The sequence below is a fragment of the Marinicauda algicola genome (assembly GCF_017161425.1).
Classification (GTDB): domain Bacteria; phylum Pseudomonadota; class Alphaproteobacteria; order Caulobacterales; family Maricaulaceae; genus Marinicauda; species Marinicauda algicola.
In genome coordinates this window covers 1,282,981-1,307,711 of the sequence record NZ_CP071057.1, presented here as the reverse complement: position 1 = coordinate 1,307,711, position 24,731 = coordinate 1,282,981, and the positions used below count along the sequence as shown (strand labels likewise).

Genomic DNA, 24,731 nt, shown 5'->3' with positions numbered 1-24,731 from the left:
GGGGCCTCAACTGAAGCAGAGTGCGTCAAGCCCTGTTGACGGGAGTGGCGCGAAGACTATAAGAAGCGCCCTTCGCTCAAAAGGGCCGAAAACCTGTCTGCGTGCGTGCCGAAACGGGATGCACCTGCCGGTTCCGGTGTCCTTGGCGAGAGCGGCCTGAAGAATTGAGGAGAGCGTCGTGGCTCGAATTGCCGGCGTCAACATTCCGACGAACAAGCGCGTTGAAATCGCGCTGCGTTACATTCACGGCATTGGCCCCGCCAAGGCGCGTGAGATTATCGAGAAGGTGGGCATCCCGGCTGAGAAGCGGGTCAACGAGCTCACCGATGCGGAGATCCTACAGATCCGCGAGACGATCGATGCCAACTACACGGTGGAGGGCGACCTTCGCCGTGAAGTCGCGGTCAACATCAAGCGTCTGATGGATCTCGGCTGCTATCGCGGCTTGCGCCATCGCCGCGGCCTTCCGGTTCGCGGCCAGCGCACCCACACCAATGCCCGTACCCGCAAGGGTCCGGCCAAGCCGATCGCCGGCAAGAAGAAGTAAGGACCAAGGTTTATGGCCAAGGAACCCAGCCGCGTTCGCCGCCGCGAGCGGAAGAACATCACCGCCGGCGTCGCCCATGTGAACGCCAGCTTCAACAACACGATGGTGACGATCACCGACGCGCAGGGCAACACGATCTCCTGGTCGTCGTCCGGCCTGATGGGCTTCAAGGGCTCGCGCAAGTCGACCCCGTTCGCCGCTCAGATGGCCGCTGAAGACGCTGCCAAGAAGGCGCAGGAGCACGGCCTGAAGACGGTCGAGGTTCGCGTCTCCGGTCCCGGTTCGGGCCGCGAGAGCGCTCTGCGCGCCCTGCAGTCGGTCGGCCTGACGATCACCATGATCCACGACGTGACCGCCATTCCGCACAATGGCTGCCGTCCGCCGAAGCGCCGCCGCGTCTGACCGCGCGGCTGCTGCCGGCCAATTGAGTACCCAAAGGCGCGTCGGCCCCTCCGGCGCGCATCCCGCTTGAAGGGGACGAAACGTGATCGAGAAGAACTGGCAGGAACTCATCCGCCCGATGAAGCCGGAAGTCACCCCCGGCTACGACTCCCAGCGGCACGCCAAGATCGTGGCCGAACCGCTCGAGCGCGGCTTCGGCATGACGCTCGGCAACGCGCTGCGCCGCGTGCTGCTCTCCTCGCTGCAGGGTGCCGCGGTGACGGCGGTGCAGATCGACGGCGTGGTGCACGAGTTCTCCTCGATCCCGGGCGTTCGCGAGGACGTCACGGACATCGTGCTGAACCTCAAGCAGATCGCCCTTCGCATGCATGCCGAGGGCCCCAAGCGCCTGACGCTGAAGAAGTCGGGCCCGGGCGAGGTGACCGCCGGCGACATCGAGGAAGTCGCCGATGTCGAGGTCATCAACAAGGATCACGTCATCTGCACGCTCGACGAGGGTGCGGAAGTGCGCTTCGTTCTGACGGTCAACACCGGCAAGGGCTATGTCCCGGCCGACCGCAACCGTCCCGAAGACGCCCCGATCGGCTATATCGGCGTCGATGCGCTCTACTCCCCGGTCAAGCGCGTGGCCTACAAGGTGGAAAACACCCGTGAAGGCCAGGTGCTCGACTACGACAAGCTGACGCTGGACGTCGAGACCAACGGCGCCGTGACCCCGGAAGATGCGGTTGCGTACGCCGCCCGCATCCTTCAGGACCAGTTCCAGATCTTCATCACCTTCGAGGAGCCCTCCGAGGCCCGCGGCCCGGAGGAGGAAGCCCCCGAGCTGGACTTCAACCCGGCACTGCTTAAGAAGGTCGACGAGCTCGAGCTGTCGGTCCGCTCGGCGAACTGCCTGAAGAACGACAACATCGTCTATATCGGCGATCTCATCCAGAAGTCGGAGGCGGAGATGCTCCGCACCCCGAATTTCGGGCGCAAGTCGCTCAACGAGATCAAGGAAGTCCTGGCCCAGATGGGACTTCACCTCGGCATGGAGGCGCCCAACTGGCCGCCGGAAAATATCGAGGACCTGGCAAAGAAATACGAGGACCACGTCTAGGACGGCCCTGGCCTCCAGACTGAAGGAGAGACGTCATGCGCCACGGTATTGCGCACCGCAAGCTGAACCGGACCGCGTCGCACCGCCGTGCGATGTTCGCCAATATGGCCGCGTCCCTGATCGAACACGAGCAGATCGTGACCACGCTGCCCAAGGCGAAGGAACTCAAGCCCTTGATGGACAAGCTGATCACGCTGGCCAAGAAGGGCGACCTCGCCGCGCGGCGTCTCGCCATCTCGAAGATCCGCAACGAGGAGCAGGTCAAGAAGCTCTTCGACACGCTGGGCGAGCGCTATTCCGAGCGCAATGGCGGCTATACCCGCGTGCTGAAGGCGGGCTTCCGCCACGGCGACAACGCCCCGCTCGCGGTGATCGAACTCGTCGACCGCGATCCGGAGGCCAAGGGCGCCGCCGATCGTGCCCGCACGGCCGAGATGGAAGGCGAAGGCGAGGAGTAGATCTCCCTGCCGGACCGATCGGACAAGCCGCGCCCGGGCAACCGGGCGCGGTTTTTCTTTGTGGCTCCGTCCGGCTTGTCCTCCCCCCGCGCGGCCCGGCGTAAGCTGCATGCGAAGCGCCGGACCGGGAGGCCCCGCCATGGACCGCGACAGGCAACGCCAGGCGCGCAGGCCGGCCTGTCCACGCGGGAGAGCCATGGTAGTCGTAGTAGGAGTCTCGTTCCGGCAACTCCGGGAGCCTCTCTCCCATCCCCCCGCGATGACGCGCCGCAGCATGGGGGCTTACCGTGGCCGCGAGATCGGCTTAGATTGAACCGTGAACGAGGACTGGACCCTGGACCGATGACGCAGACGTGGAGCCCCGACAGCTGGAAGCGCAAGGAAGTCCGCCAGCTTCCGAGCTATCCCGACGCGTCCGCGCTCGACGAGGTCCTGTCGCGCCTGCGCAGCCGGCCGCCTCTGGTCTTCGCCGGTGAGGCGCGGCGCCTGAAGCGTCAGCTCGCGAGCGTCGCCAATGGCGAGGCCTTCCTGCTCCAGGGCGGGGACTGCGCGGAGAGCTTCAAGGAATTCTCCACCGACAACGTGCGCGACACATTCCGTGTGCTGCTGCAGATGGCGGTGGTGATGACCTTCGCGGCCGCCAAGCCCGTGGTGAAGGTCGGCCGGATCGCCGGCCAGTTCGCCAAGCCGCGCTCGTCCGACGTGGAAGTCCAGGACGGGGTCGAGCTGCCGAGCTATCGCGGCGATTCCATCAACGACATGGCCTTCACGCCCGAAGCGCGCGTGCCCGATCCCGAGCGGCTCATCAAGGCCTACGACCAGGCCGCGGCGACGCTGAACCTCCTGCGCGCGCTCGCCTCGGGCGGCTATGCGGACCTGCACAACGTGCATCAGTGGACCCTGGATTTCCTCGCCGGAAGCCCGGCCGGCGCGCGCTACCAGCAATACGCCGACCGGATCTCCGAGGCGCTCGCCTTCATGCGCGCATGCGGGGTGACGAGCGATGCCGCGCCTTCGCTCGAGGGCGTGGATTTCTTCACCAGCCACGAGGCGCTGCACCTGCCCTTCGAGGAAGCGCTCACCCGGATCGATTCCACGACCGGGCGGGCTTACGCGACCTCGGCGCACCTGCTCTGGATCGGCGACCGCACGCGCCAGCCGGACGGGGCGCATGTGGAGTTCATGCGCGGACTGGAAAACCCGATCGGGCTGAAGTGCGGCCCGAGCCTGGATCCCGACGAACTCGTGCGCCTCATCGACATCCTCAACCCGGGCAACGAGGCGGGCCGGCTGGTCCTCTACGCACGCATGGGTGCCGACAAGGTGGGCCAGGGCCTGCCGCCGCTCGTCAGGGCGGTCAAGCGCGCCGGCAAGCGCGTGGTCTGGTCCTGCGACCCCATGCACGGCAACACCACGAAGACGGCCTCCGGCTACAAGACGCGGGTGTTCGATTCGGTGCTGAAGGAACTGAAACAGTTCATCGAGGTGCTGCGCGCCGAGGGCGTCGAGCCGGGCGGGGTGCATTTCGAGATGACCGGCCAGGACGTCACCGAGTGCGTCGGCGGGGCAGGGCACCTGTCCGAGGCCGACCTGTCCAGCCGCTACCACACCCATTGCGATCCGCGCCTGAACGCGGACCAGGCCCTGGAGATGGCCTTCCAGATCGCCGAAGCCCTGAAGCCCGCGAACGGGCTGAAGCGGGCCGCGGAGTAGGCTGCAGCGCGCGCCTCCCCCGCTCGTGGGGGGGAGCCCATCGCGCGGGGCAAACCCGGGTCAGGAACCAAAAACGCCGCCCGGTTTCCCGGGCGGCGTCTTCGTCCTCGCGGTGTGGACCGCTTAGATGTCTTTCAGCGAGGAAGCCGGGCGGAAGGCCAGGGAGGTCTTCGCCTTGCTCATCATCTTCTCGCCGGTACGCGGGTTGCGCACTTCGCGCGCTTCCCGGTGCTTCGGGTGGAAGGTCCCGAAGCCGGCGAGCTGAACCGTGTCACCCTTCTTGACCGCCTTGGTGATGTTCTCGATCACCGCGTCGACGGCTTCACCGGCTTGGGTGCGGGTGACGCCGGCGGCGTCGGAGACGGCTTTGGCGAGTTCGGACTTGTTCATTGAGGGGTCCCCCCTTCCTGATGGTTCTGGCGGTGGCCGGGACGGGACGCCCCATGCAAGCCGCTCTTCCTGTTGGACGTTGGAATGAAGCGCGATTCTGACGTCCAATTGCAAGCGAATACAGGCGAAACGGGTGATTTTCCGCAGTTTTTCCGTTCGGACTTCATCCGTATGGTTAACAATTGCGCGGTTTCGCGGCGCGGCGTTTGCAATTGAGAAACCATGAAGACCGCAAGCGCCTCATTTCCGCACACCTTGTCGGCGGCAAGCCTGGCCGTCTGTGCCGCGATTCTGGCCTATGGCGGGGTCGATGCCGTGACCGGTCTGCCCGATCTCGCAGCGCTCGCAGGGGCGGTGACGGGCGGGGGTCTGCTCGGCCGGCTCATGCGCCGCGATCAGCGCGGGTAGAGCACCATCTGGGTACAGCGGTACAGGGCGATCGTCCTGCCGTCGCTTTCGCGCCACGCCTTCGCGTCGAACACCTGCGTCGTGCGGCCGGCATGGACCGGGACCGCCTCGCCGGCGACCCCGCCTTCGAGCGCGGTGTTGAGGAAGTTCGACTTCAGCTCCACCGTCGTGAAGCCGCGTGCGCCCTCGGGCAGGTTGGCGACGCAGCCATAGCCCGCGAGCGTGTCGACGAGGGCGATCACGCTCGCGGCATGCAGATAGCCGTTGGGGGCCAGCAGCTCGGCGCGGACCTCGAAGCGGCCCGCGACCTTCTCGGGTGTGTACTCGGTGATCTCGATGCCGATCAGGCCGGGCAGCTTGCCGGTCCCGATCGCGTTGATCTCCGCCAGGGACGGGATGTTCACCCTCAGACCTTGACCAGCATCTTGCCGACATTCTCGCCGGTGAACAGGCCGATGAAGGCGTCGGGCATCTTCTCGATCCCCTCGTAGATGGTCTCCTTTGAGGTGACCTTGCCCGCCATCATCCAGCCCGACAGATCCTTCACGAAGGCCTCGTTGAGATCGATATGATCCATCACGATGAAGCCCTGCATCTTGAGGGATTTGGCGACGATCTGGACGAGGTTGCTCGGACCGGGAACCGAACGGTCGTCATTGTAGCGCGCGATCATCCCGCAGGCCGCGATGCGGCCGTATTGCTTGAGCACGTCGAGCGCGGCCTGCAGATGGTCGCCGCCGACATTCTCGTAATAGGCATCGATACCCGAACTGCCGATGTCCCTGGCCGCCTGGCGGATCGCCTTGGCGAGATTGTCGGTCGCCTTGTAGTCGACCGCCGCATCCGCCCCGAGCTCCCTGCACAGATCGCACTTCTCCTTGCCGCCGGCGGTCGCGATCACCTTCGCGCCCATCGCCTTGGCGAACTGGATTCCGGAGGTGCCGACCGCACCGGCGCCCGCGCTCATCCACAGAGTCTCGCCTTCCTTCAGGTCGATGATGCGCTTCAGCCCGACATAGGCGGTCAGGCCGGGCATACCGGCGATGCCGAGATAGGTCTGGGGCGGCAGCAGGTCGGCATCGACCTTCATCAGCCCCTTGGCCGGAGCGGTCCACGCCTCGCGCCAGCCATACATGGAGAAGACATAATCGCCCTCGGCGTATCTGTCGGACTTCGACTTCACCACGCGCCCGACCGCGCCCCCCTCCATCGGCTTGCCCGGCTCGAACGGCTCGACATAGGTCTTCACCCCCGTCATCCGCCCGCGCATGTAGGGATCGACCGAGAGCCATTCGTTCTCGACCTGGACCTCGCCCTCCTTCGGCTCGGCAATCTCGACCTCCTCGATCTCGAAATAGTCCGGCTTGATCTCGCCGACGAAATTCTCGGTGAGGTGGACTTCGCGCGATTTCATGGGGGCCTCCCGGGCAGATATGACGTGGTGAACCGTGTTTACTTCGGCGCTCATCCTAGGGATGGCGCGCCGCTTCGCAATAGCCCGGGAAAGGAACCGAAACCAAACTTGAGGCGCACGATGCGCGCCGCGCTTTGCAACGAAGCGGGCTGTGTGCTCTTTGCCCCTTCATGAGCAAGACTGACAAACCCCTTCGCGCCGGCGTCGTCGGCGCGGGCGTGTTCGGCGGCTTCCACGCCTCCAAGTACGCCGCCGAGCCGCGCGCCGAGTTCATCGGCGTGTTCGATCCGGTCGCCGACCATGCGCGCGCGCTGTGCGAGAGGCATGGAGGAACGCCGTTCGAGAGCCTCCACGCGCTGATCGAGGCGGTCGACATCCTCACGGTGGCGAGCCCGGCCATGTTCCACCACGACGCCGCCCACCGTGCGCTGCAGGCCGGCAAGGCCGTGCTGGTGGAGAAGCCCATCGCAGCCACCGTGGAAGAGGGCGAGGATCTCGTCTCGCTCGCGGAGGCGAACGGCGTCGTCCTGCAGGTCGGTCACCAGGAACGCTTCGTCTTCGATGCGATGGGTCTGTTCGGAGACTTGCCAAGGCTCGACACGCTGCACGCGCGGCGCATGGGCACCCCGTCGGCGCGCAATCTCGACGTCTCGGTGACGCTCGACCTGCTGATCCACGACATCGACCTTGTCCTGGCGCTCGCCGGGGCTGCGCCCGAGCGCATCGAGGCGCAGATGATGGCTGATCGCGGCGGTCTCGCCGACCATGTCTACGCCACGCTCGACTTTCCCGGCGGCCTGAAGGTCACGCTGGAGTCCAGCCGCGTCGCCGAGGCGCGTGACCGGGTGATGTTGATGGGCTATGCCAGCGGCGACCAGGTCGAGGTCGACTTCCTCAACAAGCGCTTCGCCAACGAGGGCAAGCTGCATCTCGACCCCGACTTCGCCGAGGCGCCTCAGGCGAAGGACTCCCTCGGCGCCAACGTCTCCGCCTTCATCGATGCCGTGCTCGATCCGAAGGCGAGGAGCGTGGCCGCCACCGGGCGCGACGGGCTGCGCGCGCTCGAGACGGCGCTGAAGATCGACGCGGCCGCCGGCAGCCATAGCCGGCTGGAATGAGCGGCCCGCACGGCTCGTTTGACGTGCGCGCGCGCCCATGGCAAAGCGCCTGACCCTGATCCCCGCATCCTCCTTCGAGGACACCCGTCCCATGACCGTCAAAGTCCGCTTCGCCCCGAGCCCGACCGGGCGCCTGCATGTCGGCAATGTGCGCACCGCGCTGATGAACGTCCTGTTCGCGCGCTCGCAGGGCGGCGTCTTCGTGCTGCGCATCGACGACACGGACCTGGAGCGCTCCACGAAAGAATACGAGGAAGGCATCAGGGCGGACCTGAAGTGGCTCGGGCTCGAGTGGGACGAGAGCTTCAACCAGTCCGACCGCTTCGACGCCTACGAGGCCGCCAAGGACCGGCTCATCGAGATGGGCCGGCTCTATCCCTGCTACGAGACCGAGGAGGAGCTGGAACGCAAGCGCAAGATCCAGCGCGCGCAGGGCCGCCCCCCGGTCTATGACCGCGCCGCGCTCCAGCTGACCGAGGAACAGAAGCGCAAACACGAGGCCGAGGGCCGCAAGCCGCACTGGCGCTTCAAGCTGACCGGCGGCCGCGTGGAATGGAACGACCTCATCCGCGGTCCGTCCCATATCGAGACCAGCTCGGTCTCCGACCCGATCCTGATCCGCGAGGACGGCAGCTATCTCTACACGCTTCCCAGCGTCGTCGACGATATCGATGCGAAGATCACCCACATCGTGCGCGGCGAGGACCATGTGACCAACTCCGCCGCCCAGATCGAGATCTTCGAGGCGCTGGCCGGGAAGGGGTCCGCACCGGCCATGGCCCATCAACCTCTGCTCGTCGGCGCGGACGGGGAAAAGCTCTCCAAGCGCCTCGGCTCGCTCTCGGTGATGGCGCTGCGCGAGGAGATCGGCCTGGAGCCGATGGCGATTCTCTCGGTGCTGGCGAAGGTGGGCACGTCCGATCCGGTCGAGGTGCGCCCCGATCTCGAGACGCTCGCCGCGGAGTTCGCCTTCTCCAAGGTTTCGCGCACGCCCGCCCGGCTCGACCCCGAGGACATGCGCCGGCTCAATGCGCGCCTCTTGCACGAGATGGATTTCGGAGAGGTGTCGGAGCGGCTGTACGAGATGGGCGTGGATATCGATTCCACCGTCTGGCTCGCCATCCGGCCCAATCTGGAGACGCTGGCCGATGCGAAGGACTGGTTCGCCCTCATCGAGGGTCCGGTCACCCCGCTCGTCGCCGGCGAGGACGAGGACTTCGTGAGGACCGCCGCCGAGCTTCTGCCCGCGGGGCCGCTCGACGAGGCCAGCTGGGGCGTCTGGACTTCCGCGCTGAAGGAACGGACCGGCCGCAAGGGCAAGGCCCTCTTCATGCCGCTGCGCCTCGCGCTCACCGGCCAGAGCCACGGCCCGGAAATGGCTGTGCTCCTGCCGCTGATCGGCGCCGACCGGGCGCGCAAGCGCCTGCAGGGCGAGGCGGCCTGAAAGGCGGGCCTTCCGCCGCGTCCTGACACCATGAAGGCTTGAGGCGCGCGCGCGGGCGTGGTCAATTGCGCCAAACCGTCACAAAAGGACGCCGGCCTGGATATTCGAAGTCGGCGCTGGGGAGCTCATGGTCATCAATATCGTCGTCGCGATCGGCGTCCTCGTCACGATCGCCACCGCCATTCCCGTGTTTGCCGAGATGCGCAAGCATCCGCGCGGCCTGCACATCCTGTTCTTCGCCGAGATGTGGGAGCGCTTCTCCTACTACGGCATGCGCGGCCTGCTGATCTTCTATCTGACCCAGCATTTCCTGTTCGACGACGCTTTCTCCAGCGCCCAGTACGGGGCCTACACCGCGCTCGTCTACCTGCTGCCGCTGGTCGGGGGCTATCTCGCCGACCGCTATCTCGGCAACCGCAAGGCCATCGCCTTCGGGGCGCTCCTGCTGGTGGCCGGCCACTTCACGATGGGTATCGAGGGCGAGCCTGCCCGGGAGGTGCTCAACTACGAGGGCCAGCAATACGAGTTCGTGGCCGAGGGGCGCGGCGCGGAACGTCACGTCGAACTCGAGGTCGGCGGCGAGCTCTACGAGTTCAGCGCCAACCAGGAAGGCGATCTCATGATCGCCGACCTGCCCGCAGACGCGCCGATTCCCGCAACGCTGCAGGCCGGCACGTTCGACACCGAGGTGGTCGAGCGCGACCGCACCTTCGTGAACATCTTCTATCTCGCGCTCGCGCTCATCATCATGGGCGTCGGCTTCCTGAAGGCGAACATCTCCTCCATCGTCGGCCAGCTCTACGAGGAGAACGACCCGCGCCGGGACGGGGGGTTCACGCTCTATTATTACGGTATCAACCTGGGCTCGTTCTGGGCGGCGATCCTGTGCGGCCTGCTCGGCGAGACGGTAGGCTGGTGGGCCGGCTTCGGCCTCGCCGGCGTCGGCATGCTGCTCGGCTGGCTGGTCTTCGTGCGCGGCCGGGCGCTGTTCTTCCTGCCGGGCAAGAGCCTGATCGCCCATGTCGGCAACCCGCCCGAGCCTGAAAAGCTGAAGAAGCCGGTCTTCGGGCCGATCAACCAGGAATGGCTCATCTACATTCTCGGCGTGCTCGGCGTCGGCCTCGTCTGGATGATGGTCCAGGCTCACTCCGTCGAGGTATTCGGCACCGACGTGCTGCTGCTCCTGCTCGTCCTCGGCGGCCTCGTCTTCCTGGGCTACATGGCCTTCTACATGGTCAAGGAGTGCACGAAGGTCGACGCCCAGCGCCTGATCCTCGCGATCATCCTCATCGTGGTCTCGGTCGTGTTCTGGTCGCTGTTCGAGCAGGCCGGCTCCTCGATGAACCTCTACGCGGCGCGGAATACCGATCTCTCGGTGTCGCCGGCCGACGTGATCAATCTGGGTCCGATCGCGGTCGATATGTCGATCACGGCATCCCAGACCCAGTCCTTCAATGCCGGCTTCATTCTGATCTTCGCCCCGATCTTCGCCGCGCTGTGGGCGTTCCTCGCCAAGCTGCAGAAGAACCCCAACACGCCGCTGAAGTTCGCCCTGGCGCTGGTCCAGGTCGGTCTCGGCTTCATGCTGCTGGTGTGGGGCACGCAGTTCGCCGACGACAGCTACCGGGTGCCGCTGATTTTCCTGGCCGGTGCCTATCTGCTGCACACGACAGGTGAACTCTGCCTGTCGCCGGTCGGCCTGTCGGCCATCACCAAGCTGTCCCCGCCCGCGGTGGTCAGCTTCATGATGGCGGGCTGGTTCCTGTCGAGCGCCTTCGCCCAGTACGTCGCCGGCCTCATTGCGGCGCTGACCGCGACCGACACGGTCGCCGGCCAGGTGCTCGACCCCGAGAGCGCGCTTGCCGGCTACGCGACGGTGTTCGGCCAGATCGGCCTCATCGCGATCGGACTCGGCGTGGTGCTCGGCGTGTTCAGCTTCTGGCTGAAGAAGCTCGGCCACGGCCGTGCCGAGGACCAGATGCCGAAGGACGTCACCGAGGCGGCCGGTCCCGATCAGGACGCGCGCGACCTGCTCTAGGGCCTGGTCGAGCAATCCGGATGCGGTCGCGGGCGATCAGCGCCCGCGGCCGCCTTCGTTGCCGGGATCGAGCTGGGCACGCTCGGCGCCGCATTGTGAGCGCCCCACCGGGTCCACGGAGAAGACGCCGGCGCCGTAGTCCACCGTGATCTCGGTGCCTTCGAGAAAGTCGAGGCCGACCACCATGGCCGGCGTCTCGTTCCAGCCGAACGTCTCGAAAATATCGAGATCGGCCACGAGCACGGAAAGGCGCGAACGGCACATTCCTCCGACGCGAAAGCGCGAGAGATCGACGAAGCGTACATCTTCCCCGATGCGGCCCTCCACCCCGGCGACGACGCGGCGCTGGAGGCCGAAGGGCTGGTAGGCCCGCTCGAAGGCGGAGTTGACGATGGTCCGCACCGAGCCGGTGTCGACCAGCACGCGGGCCGGGCCGCGCAGCTGGGCCATGCGCGCGGCCCCGAACAGCACGTCCCACTCGGGCGAAACGACCCCGTCGCGATGTTCGGGGGGAGGGACGGACAGTTCCAGAACGCCTGCGGCGAGATCGAGGCGCACGGTCTGCCGGCCGAAGGCGTTCGCGCCGAGAAGACCCTGCGCGGCGAGCTGCTCCTCGGGCGCGGCCGGAATGATCACCGTGGTCAGATCGACCGGTGTCGGCCCGCCATAGTCGACCTCATCGAGCCGGAAGCGCTCGGCTTCGAACCTCGTGGTGAGGGAATAGGCCTCGTCGAGGTCGCGACTCGACCGGAAGCCGAACTGTTCGGCGAGGGTCTGCGTGATCGCGGTGTGGCTCGCCCCGGTGTCGAGCACGAAGGGGAACGGGCCTGCGCCGCGAATCTCGACATCGATGATGAAGTGCCCGCTCTGCGAACGCGCGAGGGCGATCGTTTCGCCTGTCGCCGTCGGCTCCTGCATCGCGGCGGCGAGCGCGGCAGCGAGCAGGAGCGGGCTCATGAGGCCTCGCGCTGGATGCGCGTGGAGCGGCACTCCGGACCGCCTGGACCGGGATCGAGCTGCACGGTTCGCGCACCCCGGTCGATCAAGATCCGGCTGTCGCCGATCACGTCGAGACCGGCGACCATCGCCGGTTCGTCCTGCCAGCCCAGCGCAGTGAAGATGTCGAGTTCGGCCTCGAGGGCCGCCACCCGGGCGACGCACAACCCTCCGAGCCGGACGCGCTCGAGCCGGACCGCCTCGGTCTCGATGAGACTGCCCGTCACGCCGCCCACATTCATCGAGATGACCACACCGCCTCGGTTGAGCCTTCGGGCGAGTTCGCGGTTGACCATGGTGCGTGGGGAGCCGGAGTCCACGAGCACGTTCACCGTTCCGCGCACACCGCTGAGCCGCGCCGTAGCGAAGACCAGCCCGGTCTGCGGATCTATGCGGGCATCGTCGTGGGAGGTCGGCTCGGCATCGAGTTCGAGCCGGGAGCGGGCGAAATCGATGGCGATTCGGCCTTCGCCGAACGCGTCCGCGCCCAGCAGCCCGTAGGCGGAGAGTTCTGCGTCGGGAGCGATCGGCACGACCACGGTGTCGAGCTCCGCCAGGCGGCTGCGTCCGAAACGAACCTCCTCGAGCAAGAATCGCTCGGCGCGGAAGCGGTTCGTGAGCGCCTGCACGTCGTCGGTGCGCTCGAAGCGCGAGACGAAGCCGAAATGCTCGGCGAGGGGCTGGACGATCGCCGTATGGCTCGCCCCGGTATCGACGATGAAGGGCCAGGGACCCTCACCCCGGATCGAGACCTCGACAGCGTAATGTCCGCTCGGCGTGGTGTGCATCGCCGCGGTATCCGGCGAGGGCGTGGCCGCGACCACCAGCGCGGCGAGCAGGGCTGACGGGCTGAACATCGACTTGGCCTTCCAGGTTCCGGCGCCGCCACCGGTCCGCGAGGCCGGCGGCTGGTTGTGAAGCTCTCCAGCTGTTGCCGAACGATAACAAGGCGCCAGGCGTCACGCCAGCGTTCACAGCGTTCCGCGAACCTGGAGGTAGATCGTCGTGCCCTGGTATTCGTCGCGGGTCTCGATCATGCGCACGACCCCGCTTGCGCGCGAGCCATCGAAGAAGATCCGCTCGCGGTGGGAGGGGGTGTCGAACACGAAATCGGCGCCCAGACGCGTGGTCAGGCCGGCAAAGCGTGTCGTTTCCACGTAGACGTCGAGATCGCCGTCGGGGAAGGCCTCGTGGCGCAGCTCGCGGGCGCGGAACACCTCCCCGTCGGAGAGCCAGAAATAGTCCCAGCCCCAGGCCCACCCCGCTTCGGGGAAGGTCTGGCGGAAGTCGAATCGCATCTCCCACTCGCGGATCCCGGAAAATGCACGCTCCTCGCCGGTGAGCGGGTCGGTCACCTCGGTGCCGTACCACTCCACGAAGCCGTCGAGCACGGCATTGTCCAGGCCCAGCGCGTCAAGCGGGGACGACCACTCCAGCGTCACGCGCCGGCGATCGCCGTCGCCGATATTTCCGGGTGCGTCGAACACCCCGTTCGGCGTCACCACCGCGATGAAGTCGTCGAGGTCCTTGATCCAGTCGCGGCCGACGGTGAGGGAGACGCTTGCCTCCTCGCCGAAGCGGCGCTCCCACTCCGCCTCGATCGTCCAGGTATTCTGGGGGCGGTAATCGGGGTTGCCGATCACCGAGACATTGTCGGTCAGATTGACCGCGCTCGCGAATTTCTGGAACTGAAGCTGGTCCACATCGCGCAGGCCGGCGATCCGCCAGCGCGTGTTTGGCGCGGGAGTCCAGACCAGGACCACCGAAGGCTTGAGATAGGTGAAGCTGCGCTGCTGATTGACGTCCCCGGTCTGTGTGATCTCGGAGACTTCGTAACGCAGCCCGCTTTCCAGGGAGATTTCCGGGCGCACCGACCAGACGTGGTTCGCCGAAAGCTCGCCGCGCCGCTCCTCCACGCGCGCGTCCGACACGGGCAGGGGAATCGGTGCGACGACGACCCCGTTGTCGGAGAAGAGTTCGAGCAGCGTGTCGCGATAGTTGAAGGCGCCTTCGATGCTGAAGTCCAGGGCGTGGGTCTGATTGGGCGTCCAGGACAGCGACTGGCGCAGCGCACGCTCGCCCACCTCGCCCTCGAAGAGCACGATGGTCGCATCGCTCAGCGCGCCGGAGGCGTCGAATTCCTCGAAGCGCTCCGGGCCATCCTCGAAGTCGTGATGCTGGGCGTAGAGCGTGGTCTCCAGCTCCACCGTTTCCGTCAGCGCATGCACATAGGCCAGGTTTGCGGAAGCGACATTGCCGAAATTGACCGTTTCGGAGCGCTCCGCCCCCGCTGGAACGAAGCCGCCGCCGGCAGGGCGCTCGATGTCGGTGAAGATGAGGCGCCGCCAGTTCCAGTGCTCGGCCTCGAGGTCGAGTCGCACCCGGCCGTCCTCGCCGACCGGGCTCGCTACCGAGAGGCTGGGATTGACGCGCCAGAAGCGGCGTTGTTCCTCGTCGCCGAGCCGGAAGAGAAGATCGCGTTGCGGCGACAGGATCTGCTCGTCCCGCTCGATCCGCGGGCCCCTGAGCTCGCCCTCGACCGCGAGCGTGAATTCCGTCTCGCCGACCCGGTCGGAATAGGAGATCCCCGCGTCGGGGAGGACGCGGCCCGAGGAATAGTGGCTGATCTGTCCGTTCCAGTTCACAGCGCGGCCCGCGCCTTCGCGCAGGATCACGTTGGCGAGCTGGGCGTGGCCGCGCATGTCGTAGTCGGGCAGGGCCTCGCGGATGATCTCGATGCGTTCGACATCGCTGGCCGGGATGCGCTCCAGCACCCGCTCCAGGCCCAGCGACTTGTTGGAGGGCCGGCGCCCGTCGACCAGGAGATTGCCGAAGGAGTCGGCAAGGCCGCGCCGCTGCGTGTTGCCGGCCGACAGCGCGAACCCCGGTACGCGTGCGATCATGTCCCGGGCGGTGACGGGGGAGAACTGGGTGAAGAAGCCGGCCGGGTACTGGACGATGGCACCGTCGGCGGCCGGTTCGGGCTCGGTACGGGCGAGGGCGCTTTCCATGCCCGCGTCTGTGTCGCTCGCGACGGCGGCAGGGGAGAGGGCGAGTGCGAGGCACAATCCGGCGGTTGCCGTCAGGCGAGCGCGTAAAGCCATGAGAACCATCCCTGAATAAACGAATGCGGCCCATGCATGCCATGGGCATCGTCCACAATCGATTTAAGGAACGGACATAACCTTCACGAGCGTGTGAGTAAGGTTACAGATGGCTCATATTGGCAGAAAATGTCAGCCCGCGCCGCCCACGGTCAGGCCCTCGATCTTCAAGGTCGGCTGGCCCACGCCGACCGGCACGCCCTGGCCGCCCTTGCCGCAGGTCCCCACGCCCGGGTCCATCTTGAAGTCGTTGCCGATCATCGAGATGCGTGTGAGCGCGCTCGGTCCGTCGCCGATCAGCGTCGCGCCCTTGATGGGTTCCATCACCTTGCCATTCCTGACCCGATAGGCCTCGGTGCAGCGGAAGACGAACTTTCCCGAGGTGATGTCGACCTGCCCGCCGCCGAAATTCTTCGCGTAGATGCCGTCCTTCAGGCTTGCGAGAATCTCGCCGGGATCGTCGGTTCCGGCGGTCATGATCGTGTTCGTCATGCGCGGCATGGGCGCGTGGGCATAGCTCTCGCGGCGTCCGTTGCCGGTGGGTTCGACACCCATCAGCCGGGCATTCTGCCGGTCCTGCATGTAGCCGACGAGTACGCCGTCCTCGATCAGCGTCGTGCGCCGGGTCGGCGTCCCCTCGTCGTCGAAGGTCAGCGAGCCGCGCCGTTCGGCGATCGTACCGTCGTCGATGACGGTGACACCCCTGGCCGCGACCTGCTGGCCGATGCGGCCGGCGAACGCGCTCGTGCCCTTGCGGTTGAAATCGCCTTCCAGGCCATGTCCCACCGCCTCGTGCAGCAGCACGGCGGGCCAGCCTGCGCCGAGCACGACCTCCCATTCGCCGGACGGCGCGTCGACCGCCTCGACATTGACCTTGGCCACGCGCAGCGCCTCGTCTGCAAGCTCCCTCCAGGCGTCCGGGGCGAGCCAGCGCTCGAACGGAGCGCGTCCGCCCGCGCCGGTCGAACCGGTCTCGCGGCGTCCATTGCGCTCCACGGTCACCGAGACGTTGAGGCGCACCAGCGGGCGCACGTCGGCACGCACATCGCCGTCGGCGCGCACGATGCCGATCACCCGGCGCGAGCTGGCGAGCGAGCACGAGACCTGGACGACCTCCGGGTCCTTGGCCCGGCAATAGGCATCGATCTCGGCCAGCAGCTTCGCCTTCGCCTCGAAGCCGGGCTGCTCGACGACGTCGATATCGTCGTAGAGCTTCATGTTGGTGCCGGGCGGGGGCGGCGCCATGACCGCATCGCGGCCCTTGCGCGCGGCCGCCGCCGTTTCGCCGGCGCGCTTGAGCGCGGCGAGGGTGGGATCGTTGGAGTGCGCGAATCCGGTCGTCTCGCCGAACACGCCGCGCAGGCCGTAGCCGCGCTCGGAATCGAAATTGGCGACCTTCAGCCGGCCGTCGTCGAAGGCGAGGGATTCCGAGCTCGCCGTCTCGACGAAGAGCTCGCCGTCATCGGCACCGGCGAGATTGTCCGCCAGAACCTGGCGGGCGTCGTCGGCGTCGAACTCGAAGGCGGCGAAGGGATTGGCTGTCATGAAGCGGGGGCTCCGGTGGCGAGACGAGGTGAGGCCAAGAGATAAAGCCTCGTCTGCCCGCTTGCGAGGGGCAGGATGTATTTGCCGGACGAGACGGCACGACGGCCGGGCTCAGCCGGCCGGGCGATGCTGAAGGAAGCGGGCAGGCTGGGCCTGGAGCTGCGCGTTGTCCGGGGCGAGGGCGGCGGCCTCGAGATAGGCCTCGTAGGCCGCGTCGAAGCGGTCCTGGCGCTCCAGCGCGATGGCGAGGTTGAACCAGGCGAGTTCGGGTGCGTCCACCCCGAGATCGAGCGCGCGCCGGGCGGCGTCCTCGGCGCGGGAGAAATCCCCGACGAGAATCAGGGCTGCGGCCCGGTTCAGCTCCACCGCGCCCGACTGCGGGAGCAGCTCGCCGGCTGCATCGAGATCGGTGATCGCCGCGCGCGCATTGCCGCGGCGCACGAGATTGACGCCACGGTTTGTCAGGACACGGGCGCGGGCCTCCTCGCCCAGTCCTCCGCTGCGCAGCAGCAGGTCGCAGGCTCCGAGCGCGCGGGCATCGCCGCCGGGCGCGTGCGCCCCCGATTCGCATTCCTCCCGGGCATCGGCGATGGCCGGGGCCGGCTCGCTCTGCGCGGAGACCGTCTGGCCGAAGCCCGGCCCGCCCAGGATCAGCGCCACCGCCGCGCCGAGCGCGAGCGCGCTGATCAGTCCGCCCGCCGCGCCTTTGACGGTCGCGGCCACGACCCTTGCCGATCGCAGTTCGGCTTCGCGATCCCTCATTGACACCCCCTTTTTTCTCACACCCGCATGGAGCCTAACAAAGCCGGGCGGATCACTCCAGTGGCACCGCGGCGGGGCGTGCCCGCCCGCCTGCGCGAGGTGCTGAAAAAACCTTGCGGGTTGCGACAAAAAGGCGCTTAAAGCGCCCTGACATGAACTGGCGGGGGTTCTATATTCCGCCGCCGAATGGCAGAGAACCGCCTCTGTCGATCCGCTACCAACCTTCGGGGGAGCCATGCGTTTGAAGGCCGCTCTTGGAGCACTCGCTTCGTTCTTCGCCCTCTGTACCGGCGCCGCATCGGCGACGCCGAACCAGGTCCTGCCGCGTGACGGTCAGCTGGGCTTCCAGCCCGCCGTCACGCCGGTGATGGAAAACATCGACGCGTTCCACGCCATGGTCCTGTGGATCATCGTCGGCATCACGCTCTTCGTGCTCGCCCTGCTGTTGTGGGTGATGGTGCGCTACAATGCGAAAGCCAATGCCGAGCCGAAGAAGTTCAGCCACAACACGCTGGTGGAAGTGATCTGGACGGCAGTGCCGGTGATCATCCTCGTGGTGATCGCGATCCCGTCCTTCCAGCTGTTGTATTTCCAGGACACGATCCCGGAGAGCGACTTCACCATCAAGACGACCGGCAACCAGTGGAACTGGACCTACGAGTATCCCGACCATGGCGGGTTCTCCTACGTGGCCAACATGCTTCCCGAGGACGAGCTCCAGCCCGGTCAGCCGCGCCTGCTTGCGACCGACCTGCCCGTCGTGGTGCCGGCCGGGGCGACCGTGCGCGTCGAGGTGACCGCGTCCGACGTGATCCACAACTGGGCCATGCCGTCCTTCGGCATCAAGATGGACGCCATTCCCGGCCGTCTGAACGAGACCTGGTTCCAGGTCGGCGAAGAGGATATCGGCATCTATTACGGCCAGTGCTCGGAGCTGTGCGGGCTGCGCCACGCCTTCATGCCGATCGAGATCCACGTCGTCCCGCAGGATGTGTTCGACGCCTGGGTCGAGGCGGCCAACGACGATCCCTATACCGCGCCGCAAGTGCTTGCGGCCCACTACGAAGCGGCGCGCGAGACCCGTCTCGCTGCAGCCCGGTAAGGAGAGGTTTTCATGTCTGCTGAAGCTGCCGCGCATCACGACCACACCCCGTCCCCTTGGGACTGGAGGCGCTGGGTCTTCTCCACGAACCACAAGGACATCGGCACGATGTACCTGGTCTTCGCGATCGTCGCGGGGATCATCGGCGGCGCGCTGTCCGGCCTCATCCGCTGGGAACTCGCCGAGCCGGGTCTTCAGGTCTTCACCGGCCAGGACACCGGCTGGGGCGCCATTTTCGGCAACGAGCACAATTACAACGTCGCCACCACGATGCACGGCCTGATCATGATCTTCTTCATGGTCATGCCGGCGATGATCGGCGGGTTCGGCAACTGGTTCGTGCCGCTCATGATCGGGGCGCCGGACATGGCCTTCCCGCGCATGAACAACATCTCCTTCTGGCTCCTACCCTTCTCGTTCGCGCTGGCGCTGATTTCCATGTTCGTGCCGGGCGTGGGCGGGGAGAACGGCTTCGGCGGCGGCTGGGTGCTCTATCCGCCCCTGTCGACCTCGGGCCATAACGGGCCGGCGATGGATCTGCTGATCCTGTCCCTGCACATCGCGGGCGTGAGCTCGATCCTGGGCGCGATCAACTTCATCACCACCATCTTCAACATGCGCGCGCCGGGCATGACGATCCACAAGATGCCGCTCTTCGTGTGGTCGGTGCTGGTGACGGCCTTCCTGCTGCTGCTCTCGCTGCCGGTGCTCGCCGGCGCGCTGACCATGCTGCTGACCGACCGCAATTTCGGCACGACCTTCTTCGATCCGGCCGGCGGCGGCGACCCGGTGATGTTCCAGCACCTGTTCTGGTTCTTCGGCCACCCGGAAGTCTACATCCTGATCCTGCCGGGCTTCGGCATGATCTCCCACATCGTGGCGACCTTCTCCAGGAAGCCCGTGTTCGGCTATCTCGGCATGGCCTACGCCATGGTGGCGATCGGCTTCATCGGCTTCATCGTGTGGGCCCACCACATGTACACCGTGGGCCTCAACGTGAACCTGAAGGCCTATTTCGTGGCGGCCACGATGATCATCGCGGTGCCCACCGGCATCAAGATCTTCTCCTGGATCGCGACGATGTGGGGCGGCTCGATCTCCTTCCGCACCCCGATGATGTGGGCGATCGGCTTCATCTTCCTGTTCACGGTCGGCGGCGTGACGGGCGTCGTGCTCGCCAATGCCGGCGTCGACCAGTCGCTGCACGACACCTATTACGTGGTGGCCCACTTCCACTACGTGCTGTCGCTGGGCGCGGTGTTCTCGATTTTCGCGGGCTTCTACTACTGGTTCGAGAAGATCTGGGGCGTGAAGTACAACTCCTTCCTCGCCCGCACCCAGTTCTTCCTGTTCTTCATCGGGGCGAACGTGATCTTCTTCCCGCAGCACTTCCTTGGCCTGGCCGGGATGCCGCGGCGCTATGTGGACTATCCGGACGGCTTCGCCTTCTGGAACATGGTGTCCTCGTGGGGCTACGTGATCATGGCCGTGGGCATGCTCGTCTTCTTCGTCCTCATCATCGAGGCGGCCATCCGCCGGCGTCCGGCCGAGGCCAATCCGTGGGGCGAGGGTGCGACGACGCTGGAGTGGACGCTGTCCTCTCCGCCGCCCTTCCACCAGTTCAACGAACTGCCGAAGATCAAGTAGGCCATTGGCTGCAGCGAAGGGACCGACGTGTCCGCATCCTCCGCCGATATCGCCCGGGGCGGCGCCGTGAACGCGGCGTCGCCTCGCGACTATCTCGCGCTGATGAAGCCGCGGGTGATGACGCTCGTCGTCTTCACCGCGCTCGCCGGCCTCGTCGCCGCGCCGGTCGACATGCACCCGCTCGCCGCGGCGATCGCGATCCTGTGCATCGCCGTCGGCGCCGGGGCGGCCGGGGCGATCAACATGGCCTATGACGCCGATATCGACGCGGTGATGCGCAGGACCCGCCTTCGCCCGGTGGCCCGCGGCGTCATCCCGGCCTCGGAAGCCTATGCCTACGGCGTCGTGTTCGCGCTCATGAGCACGCTGATGATGGCGCTGGCCACGAACTACGTGGCCGCGGGGCTCCTGGCCTTCTCCATCGTCTTCTACGGGCTCGTCTACACGGTCTGGCTCAAGCGCTCGACGCCGCAGAACATCGTCATCGGCGGCGCGGCAGGCGCCTTCCCGCCGATGATCGGCTGGGCCGCCGCGACCGGCACGATCAGCCTGGATGCCGTCCTGCTCTTCCTCGTCATCTTCCTGTGGACGCCGCCCCATTCCTGGGCGCTGGCGCTCTACAAGTCCGGTGACTACAAGGCGGCCGGCGTACCGATGATGCCGGTGGCCAGGGGCGCCAGATCGACCCGCATCCAGATCATGGTCTACACCGTGCTCTATCTCGCCGCGACGGCCGGCCCGCTCGTCACCGGGCTCGGCGGGGTCGGCTACGCGCTCGCGGTTGTCCTGGGAGGCGCGCTGTTCTTCCTCCTGGCGCTGCGCGTGCTGATGTCGAAGGCGGGCGAGGCCGGCGCGGCCGAGGACGAGCTCTACGCCGTGCGCGCCGGGGACAAGGCCGCGCGCGACCTGTTCGCCTACTCGATCGCCCACCTGACGCTTCTCTTTGCCGCATTGCTGGTCGAGCACGGGACCGGGCTTCATGTGAAGCTGAGCAGTCTTGGAGGCTTCTAGATGAAGGACGAGCGCCCCAAACACCCCGAGACGGGCGAGCCGCTCGAGACGCATCGCCCGAGCGACGCGGAGAAGGCGGCGCGCAACCGGCGCAATCTGTTCATCGCGCTGGGCCTGGTGGCGTTCGCCGTCCTCGTGTTCGCGGTCACGGTGATGCGCCTTTCGGCCAATATCTCGGCGGGGGGCTGAGCCATGCGCCTTCTGCCCAGGGACAGGAATCTGAGGGTCCTGACGATCTGCGCGATGACCGCCGCCGGCATGGTCGGCGCGGCCTATGCGGCGGTTCCGCTCTACGATCTGTTCTGCCGGGTCACCGGCTATGGCGGCACCACCCAGGTCGCCCAGTACGATTCCGGCCAGATCATCGACCGCACCGTCACCGTCCGATTCGACGCCAGCATGGCGCGCGGCATGCCCTGGACGTTCGAGCCGCTCCAGCGCGCGATGGACGTGAAGGTCGGCGAGACCGTGCTCGCCTTCTACCGCGCCACCAACACCTCGGACCGCCCGGTCACCGGCGTTGCGACCTACAACGTCACCCCGTTCAAGGTCGCGCCGTATTTTTCCAAGCTGGAGTGCTTCTGCTTCACCGAGCAGACGCTGCAGCCGGGCGAATCGATGGATATGCCGGTTCTGTTCTTCGTCGATCCGCTGATGGACGGGGAAGACAATCTCGACGACGTGCGCACCATCACCCTGTCCTACACCTTCTGGGAGGCGGGGCGCGAACGCGAGCGCACGATGGCGTCGGCAGAGGCCCGCTAGCGGGCGTTTGAATGCCTGCACGTGCCCTCCGGGCGCAGCGGGAAGGAATTGATAGGGGGGCAGGGCGCCGCTATAGGTGCCCCGACCCGTGAGACTGGGACTTGCAGGAGAACACCATGGCTGGCGGAGCCGTTAAGCACGACTATCACCTGGTTGACCCGAGCCCGTGGCCCTTCGTCGGCTCGCTCGGCGCCTTCGTCCTTGCCATCGGTGCGGTGGTGCAGATGAAGGGCCTCGTGACCGACACCGGGAGCTGGGCGTATTTCTTCCTCGGTGGCGGCCAGCCCTGGCTGCTGCTCCTCGGCTTCCTCATCGTGGCCTACACGATGGTCGGCTGGTGGGGCGACGTCATCAAGGAAAGCCGGCGCGGCGACCATACCCCGGTCGTGGATATCGGCCTGCGCTACGGCATGATCCTGTTCATCGTTTCCGAGGTGATGTTCTTCGTCGCCTGGTTCTGGGCCTTCTTCGAACTCGCCCTGTTCCACGAGGCGCGCGCGGGCGCGACCTGGACCGGCGAGGCGATCGGCGTGGATTATTCGGGCTGGGCCCACTGGCCGCCGCCGGGCGTGGAGACCTTCGATCCCTTCCACCTGCCGCTGATCAACACGCTGATCCTGCTGCTCTCGGGGACCACCGTCACATGGGCCCACCACGCCCTGCAGCACGGCGACCGCAAGGGCGCCAAGCTCGGCCTGCTGCTGACCGTCGTGCTCGGCTTCCTGTTCACCTGCGTGCAGGCCTACGAGTACAGCCATGCCCATTTCGGCTTCGGCGGCAATCTCTACGGCGCGACCTTCTTCATGGCGACCGGCTTCCACGGCGCGCACGTCATCATCGGCACGATCTTCCTTCTGGTCTGCCTGTTGCGCCTGATGGCCGGCCACTTCACGCCGCAGAAGCATTTCGGCTTCGAGGCGGCGGCCTGGTACTGGCACTTCGTCGACGTGGTCTGGCTCTTCCTCTTCGCCTTCGTCTACGTGACGTTCGCCGGCGAGGTCGCGCACTGAGCATGAATGAACCGGGCCCCTTTTCCGCAGGCGTTCGAGGGCGATGCCCTCGGTGCGGGGAAGGGCGCCTGTTCGACGGTTTCCTGAAGATCGCGCCCGCATGCGAGAGCTGCGGGCTCGATTTTTCGGGGGAGGACGCCGGCGACGGCCCCGCGGTCTTCATCATGTTCCTGGTCGGCGCGATCGTCGTGCCGCTGGCGCTGCTGCTTCACCTCTGGCTTGCCCCGCCGACCTGGATTCACCTCGTCCTCTGGATCCCCGCCGTGATCGGCCTCAGCCTCGCCTTGCTGCGCCCGTTCAAGGGCGTGATGTTTGCCCTGCAGTACAAGCACGGCGCGCGCGAGGCGCGCCTGGACGAGGGCGACGAGGTCTAGTCGGGGAGCACACGGCATGCATTTCCGCCCGCTGCCCCTGCTGACGCTGTTCGCGATTCCCGCACTGGCGCTGCTCGTGGGCCTCGGCCTGTGGCAACTCGACCGGGCGGAGACCAAGCGATCGCAGATCGCCGCCTTCGAGGCGGCGCGCGAGGCGCCGGCCCTCGCGCTCGGCGACCTGCTGTGCGGCACCGGCGAGCCGTTCGGCCGCCGGGCGCTGGCGCCCGAGCCGGCCGGGGATACGGTGCTGCGTGTCTATGGCCGCACCCGCGAAGGCGCGCCCGGCTGGCGCCTCTTCCGCCCGGCCGAGGCGCCGGGCTGCGTGCAGGCGCGCCTGATCCTGATGGAGACCGGCTTCGCGCCGCTCGACGGCGAGGCGCGCGAACCCGGCGATGCGGCGGGCCTCATCTATGCGGCGCCGCCGCGTGCGGGCGCCTTCACCCCCGGTCCCGAGCCGCAGGAGCGCCGCTTCTACGCCTTCGACCGGACGGCGTTGGCCGGGGCGCTTTCGGTCGCGCCCGAAGCGCTCCATGCGCAGGGCTGGCTCGCGGCCGATGACGGGCAGCTGCCCGCCGTACTCGCGGAAGTTCCGCCGGAGCGTCATGTCGGCTATGCCATCACCTGGTTCGGGTTCGCCTTCGCGCTGATCGTCGTGTACGGCGCGTTTCACGCTGCGCGCGGCCGGCTCGCGTTCACGGGCGGGAAAGACTGACGCGCTAGACTTGCCGTTTCCTGCCCCGAAGTATTGAGTAGGGCGGCGGGTCCTTGGGTGAAGGCGAGGAGGACGGCGCGTGGCGCTCTGGCGAGACGAAACCCAGGAGACGGTCCTGTTCGGCGAGGGCATCCGCCTGCGCCATCCCGCGCTCGAGGACTATGACAGCTGGGCCAAGCTGCGCTTCGCGAGCCGGCGCCATACCGAGCCGTGGGAACCCGCCTGGGCGGAGGACGAGCTGACCCGCTCGGCCTACAAGCGCCGGCTGCGCCGCTACCAGATGGATGTGGAGACCGGGCAGGGCTATCCCTTCTTCATCTTCCGCGCGAGCGACGACGTGCTGCTCGGCGCGTGCAATCTCAACAATGTGCGCCGGGGGGTCCTGCAATCGGCCGATCTCGGCTACTGGATCGGCCAGCCCTACATGCGCCGCGGCCATACCCGCGCCGCGGTGCGCCGGGTGCTGGCCTATGCCTTCGGCCCGCTCGGACTTCACCGGGTCGAGGCCGCGACACGGCCGGAGAACGAGCCTTCACGCGCGCTTCTGCTCTCGATCGGCTTCACGCCGGAGGGCTTTGCCCGCAAGTACCTCAAGATCAACGGGCAATGGCACGATCACCTGAAATTCGCGATCCTCAAGGACGATCCCGTCCGCTAGACGCCGGGGAT

26 protein-coding genes are annotated in these 24,731 nt (G+C 66.9%); 18 read left to right on the top strand and 8 right to left on the bottom strand.

Annotated features, from left to right (window positions below):
• Nucleotides 1–178 precede the first annotated feature (178 nt).
• The 5 genes from rpsM to JW792_RS06460 all read left to right on the top strand — a co-directional run bounded on the left by rpsM (nt 179) and on the right by JW792_RS06460 (nt 4,222).
• Nucleotides 179–547: a 30S ribosomal protein S13 gene (gene rpsM, locus JW792_RS06480; protein WP_135997474.1), complete on the top strand. Its 369-nt coding sequence runs from the start codon at nt 179–181 to the stop codon at nt 545–547.
• A gap of 12 nt (nt 548–559) precedes the next feature.
• Nucleotides 560–949: a 30S ribosomal protein S11 gene (gene rpsK, locus JW792_RS06475; protein WP_135997475.1), complete on the top strand. Its 390-nt coding sequence runs from the start codon at nt 560–562 to the stop codon at nt 947–949.
• A gap of 82 nt (nt 950–1,031) precedes the next feature.
• Nucleotides 1,032–2,051, top strand: coding sequence for a DNA-directed RNA polymerase subunit alpha (locus tag JW792_RS06470; RefSeq protein WP_135997476.1), 1,020 nt, complete (start codon nt 1,032–1,034; stop codon nt 2,049–2,051).
• A 35-nt stretch (nt 2,052–2,086) separates the two neighbouring features.
• On the top strand, nt 2,087–2,509 hold the full coding sequence (gene rplQ / locus JW792_RS06465) for a 50S ribosomal protein L17 (RefSeq protein WP_135997477.1): 423 nt from the start codon (nt 2,087–2,089) through the stop codon (nt 2,507–2,509).
• Nucleotides 2,510–2,851: 342 nt separating this feature from the next.
• Nucleotides 2,852–4,222 carry a class II 3-deoxy-7-phosphoheptulonate synthase gene (locus JW792_RS06460; RefSeq protein WP_135997478.1) on the top strand — a complete coding sequence of 457 codons (1,371 nt, stop codon included), beginning with the start codon at nt 2,852–2,854 and terminating at the stop codon, nt 4,220–4,222.
• 123 nt (nt 4,223–4,345) lie between these two features.
• Here the strand turns inward: JW792_RS06460 and JW792_RS06455 are convergent, their stop codons facing one another.
• Nucleotides 4,346–4,612 carry an HU family DNA-binding protein gene (locus tag JW792_RS06455; RefSeq protein WP_135997479.1) on the bottom strand — a complete coding sequence of 89 codons (267 nt, stop codon included), beginning with the start codon at nt 4,610–4,612 and terminating at the stop codon, nt 4,346–4,348.
• Between the two features lie 222 nt (nt 4,613–4,834).
• Here JW792_RS06455 and JW792_RS06450 point away from each other — a divergent pair, with 222 nt between their 5' ends.
• Nucleotides 4,835–5,020: a hypothetical protein gene (locus tag JW792_RS06450; RefSeq protein WP_135997480.1), complete on the top strand. Its 186-nt coding sequence runs from the start codon at nt 4,835–4,837 to the stop codon at nt 5,018–5,020.
• Here the strand turns inward: JW792_RS06450 and JW792_RS06445 are convergent.
• Nucleotides 5,008–5,424 (bottom strand): PaaI family thioesterase, encoded by a 417-nt coding sequence (locus tag JW792_RS06445; protein WP_241095086.1) that lies wholly within the window; start codon nt 5,422–5,424, stop codon nt 5,008–5,010. The genes JW792_RS06450 and JW792_RS06445 overlap by 13 nt on opposite strands.
• A gap of 2 nt (nt 5,425–5,426) precedes the next feature.
• The gene (locus tag JW792_RS06440) at nt 5,427–6,434 is read right to left on the bottom strand and encodes an NADP-dependent oxidoreductase (RefSeq protein WP_135997481.1); all 1,008 of its coding nucleotides are present in this window, start codon (nt 6,432–6,434) and stop codon (nt 5,427–5,429) included.
• A 170-nt stretch (nt 6,435–6,604) separates the two neighbouring features.
• Between JW792_RS06440 and JW792_RS06435 the strand changes: the two genes are divergently transcribed.
• From JW792_RS06435 to JW792_RS06425, 3 genes are all read left to right on the top strand, one after another.
• Nucleotides 6,605–7,552 (top strand): Gfo/Idh/MocA family protein, encoded by a 948-nt coding sequence (locus tag JW792_RS06435; protein WP_135997482.1) that lies wholly within the window; start codon nt 6,605–6,607, stop codon nt 7,550–7,552.
• A gap of 91 nt (nt 7,553–7,643) precedes the next feature.
• Nucleotides 7,644–8,996 (top strand): glutamate--tRNA ligase, encoded by a 1,353-nt coding sequence (gene gltX / locus JW792_RS06430; protein WP_135997483.1) that lies wholly within the window; start codon nt 7,644–7,646, stop codon nt 8,994–8,996.
• A 133-nt stretch (nt 8,997–9,129) separates the two neighbouring features.
• The gene (locus JW792_RS06425) at nt 9,130–11,034 is read left to right on the top strand and encodes a peptide MFS transporter (protein WP_135997585.1); all 1,905 of its coding nucleotides are present in this window, start codon (nt 9,130–9,132) and stop codon (nt 11,032–11,034) included.
• Nucleotides 11,035–11,070: 36 nt separating this feature from the next.
• Here JW792_RS06425 and JW792_RS06420 read toward each other — a convergent pair whose 3' ends face one another.
• The 5 genes from JW792_RS06420 to JW792_RS06400 form a co-directional block, all read right to left on the bottom strand.
• Nucleotides 11,071–11,991, bottom strand: coding sequence for an aspartyl protease family protein (locus tag JW792_RS06420; protein WP_135997484.1), 921 nt, complete (start codon nt 11,989–11,991; stop codon nt 11,071–11,073).
• Nucleotides 11,988–12,887: an aspartyl protease family protein gene (locus JW792_RS06415; RefSeq protein WP_135997485.1), complete on the bottom strand. Its 900-nt coding sequence runs from the start codon at nt 12,885–12,887 to the stop codon at nt 11,988–11,990. The genes JW792_RS06420 and JW792_RS06415 overlap by 4 nt, the downstream gene beginning before the upstream one ends.
• Nucleotides 12,888–13,001: 114 nt before the next feature.
• The gene (locus JW792_RS06410; protein WP_158291658.1) at nt 13,002–15,134 is read right to left on the bottom strand and encodes a TonB-dependent receptor plug domain-containing protein; all 2,133 of its coding nucleotides are present in this window, start codon (nt 15,132–15,134) and stop codon (nt 13,002–13,004) included.
• A 132-nt stretch (nt 15,135–15,266) separates the two neighbouring features.
• Nucleotides 15,267–16,679 carry a metalloprotease TldD gene (gene tldD / locus JW792_RS06405; RefSeq protein ID WP_135997487.1) on the bottom strand — a complete coding sequence of 471 codons (1,413 nt, stop codon included), beginning with the start codon at nt 16,677–16,679 and terminating at the stop codon, nt 15,267–15,269.
• Between the two features lie 111 nt (nt 16,680–16,790).
• Nucleotides 16,791–17,441 carry a tetratricopeptide repeat protein gene (locus JW792_RS06400; protein WP_158291659.1) on the bottom strand — a complete coding sequence of 217 codons (651 nt, stop codon included), beginning with the start codon at nt 17,439–17,441 and terminating at the stop codon, nt 16,791–16,793.
• 235 nt (nt 17,442–17,676) lie between these two features.
• Here JW792_RS06400 and coxB point away from each other — a divergent pair, with 235 nt between their 5' ends.
• The 9 genes from coxB (at nt 17,677) to JW792_RS06355 (ending at nt 24,720) form a co-directional block, all read left to right on the top strand.
• Entirely contained in the window at nt 17,677–18,543 is an 867-nt protein-coding gene (gene coxB, locus JW792_RS06395) for a cytochrome c oxidase subunit II (protein WP_206340920.1), read from the top strand.
• Nucleotides 18,544–18,555: 12 nt separating this feature from the next.
• Nucleotides 18,556–20,190: a cytochrome c oxidase subunit I gene (gene ctaD, locus JW792_RS06390; protein ID WP_135997489.1), complete on the top strand. Its 1,635-nt coding sequence runs from the start codon at nt 18,556–18,558 to the stop codon at nt 20,188–20,190.
• A 27-nt stretch (nt 20,191–20,217) separates the two neighbouring features.
• Complete coding sequence (gene cyoE / locus JW792_RS06385) at nt 20,218–21,201, top strand: heme o synthase (protein WP_241095084.1); 984 nt, start codon at nt 20,218–20,220, stop codon at nt 21,199–21,201.
• Nucleotides 21,202–21,390 (top strand): hypothetical protein, encoded by a 189-nt coding sequence (locus tag JW792_RS06380; protein ID WP_135997490.1) that lies wholly within the window; start codon nt 21,202–21,204, stop codon nt 21,388–21,390.
• Between the two features lie 3 nt (nt 21,391–21,393).
• Nucleotides 21,394–21,966: a cytochrome c oxidase assembly protein gene (locus tag JW792_RS06375; protein ID WP_135997491.1), complete on the top strand. Its 573-nt coding sequence runs from the start codon at nt 21,394–21,396 to the stop codon at nt 21,964–21,966.
• Between the two features lie 116 nt (nt 21,967–22,082).
• Nucleotides 22,083–22,976: a cytochrome c oxidase subunit 3 gene (locus JW792_RS06370; protein ID WP_135997492.1), complete on the top strand. Its 894-nt coding sequence runs from the start codon at nt 22,083–22,085 to the stop codon at nt 22,974–22,976.
• Between the two features lie 2 nt (nt 22,977–22,978).
• Nucleotides 22,979–23,350, top strand: coding sequence for a DUF983 domain-containing protein (locus JW792_RS06365; RefSeq protein ID WP_135997493.1), 372 nt, complete (start codon nt 22,979–22,981; stop codon nt 23,348–23,350).
• Between the two features lie 16 nt (nt 23,351–23,366).
• Nucleotides 23,367–24,062 carry an SURF1 family protein gene (locus JW792_RS06360; RefSeq protein ID WP_135997494.1) on the top strand — a complete coding sequence of 232 codons (696 nt, stop codon included), beginning with the start codon at nt 23,367–23,369 and terminating at the stop codon, nt 24,060–24,062.
• A gap of 79 nt (nt 24,063–24,141) precedes the next feature.
• Nucleotides 24,142–24,720 carry a GNAT family N-acetyltransferase gene (locus JW792_RS06355; RefSeq protein WP_135997495.1) on the top strand — a complete coding sequence of 193 codons (579 nt, stop codon included), beginning with the start codon at nt 24,142–24,144 and terminating at the stop codon, nt 24,718–24,720.
• Nucleotides 24,721–24,731 lie beyond the last annotated feature (11 nt).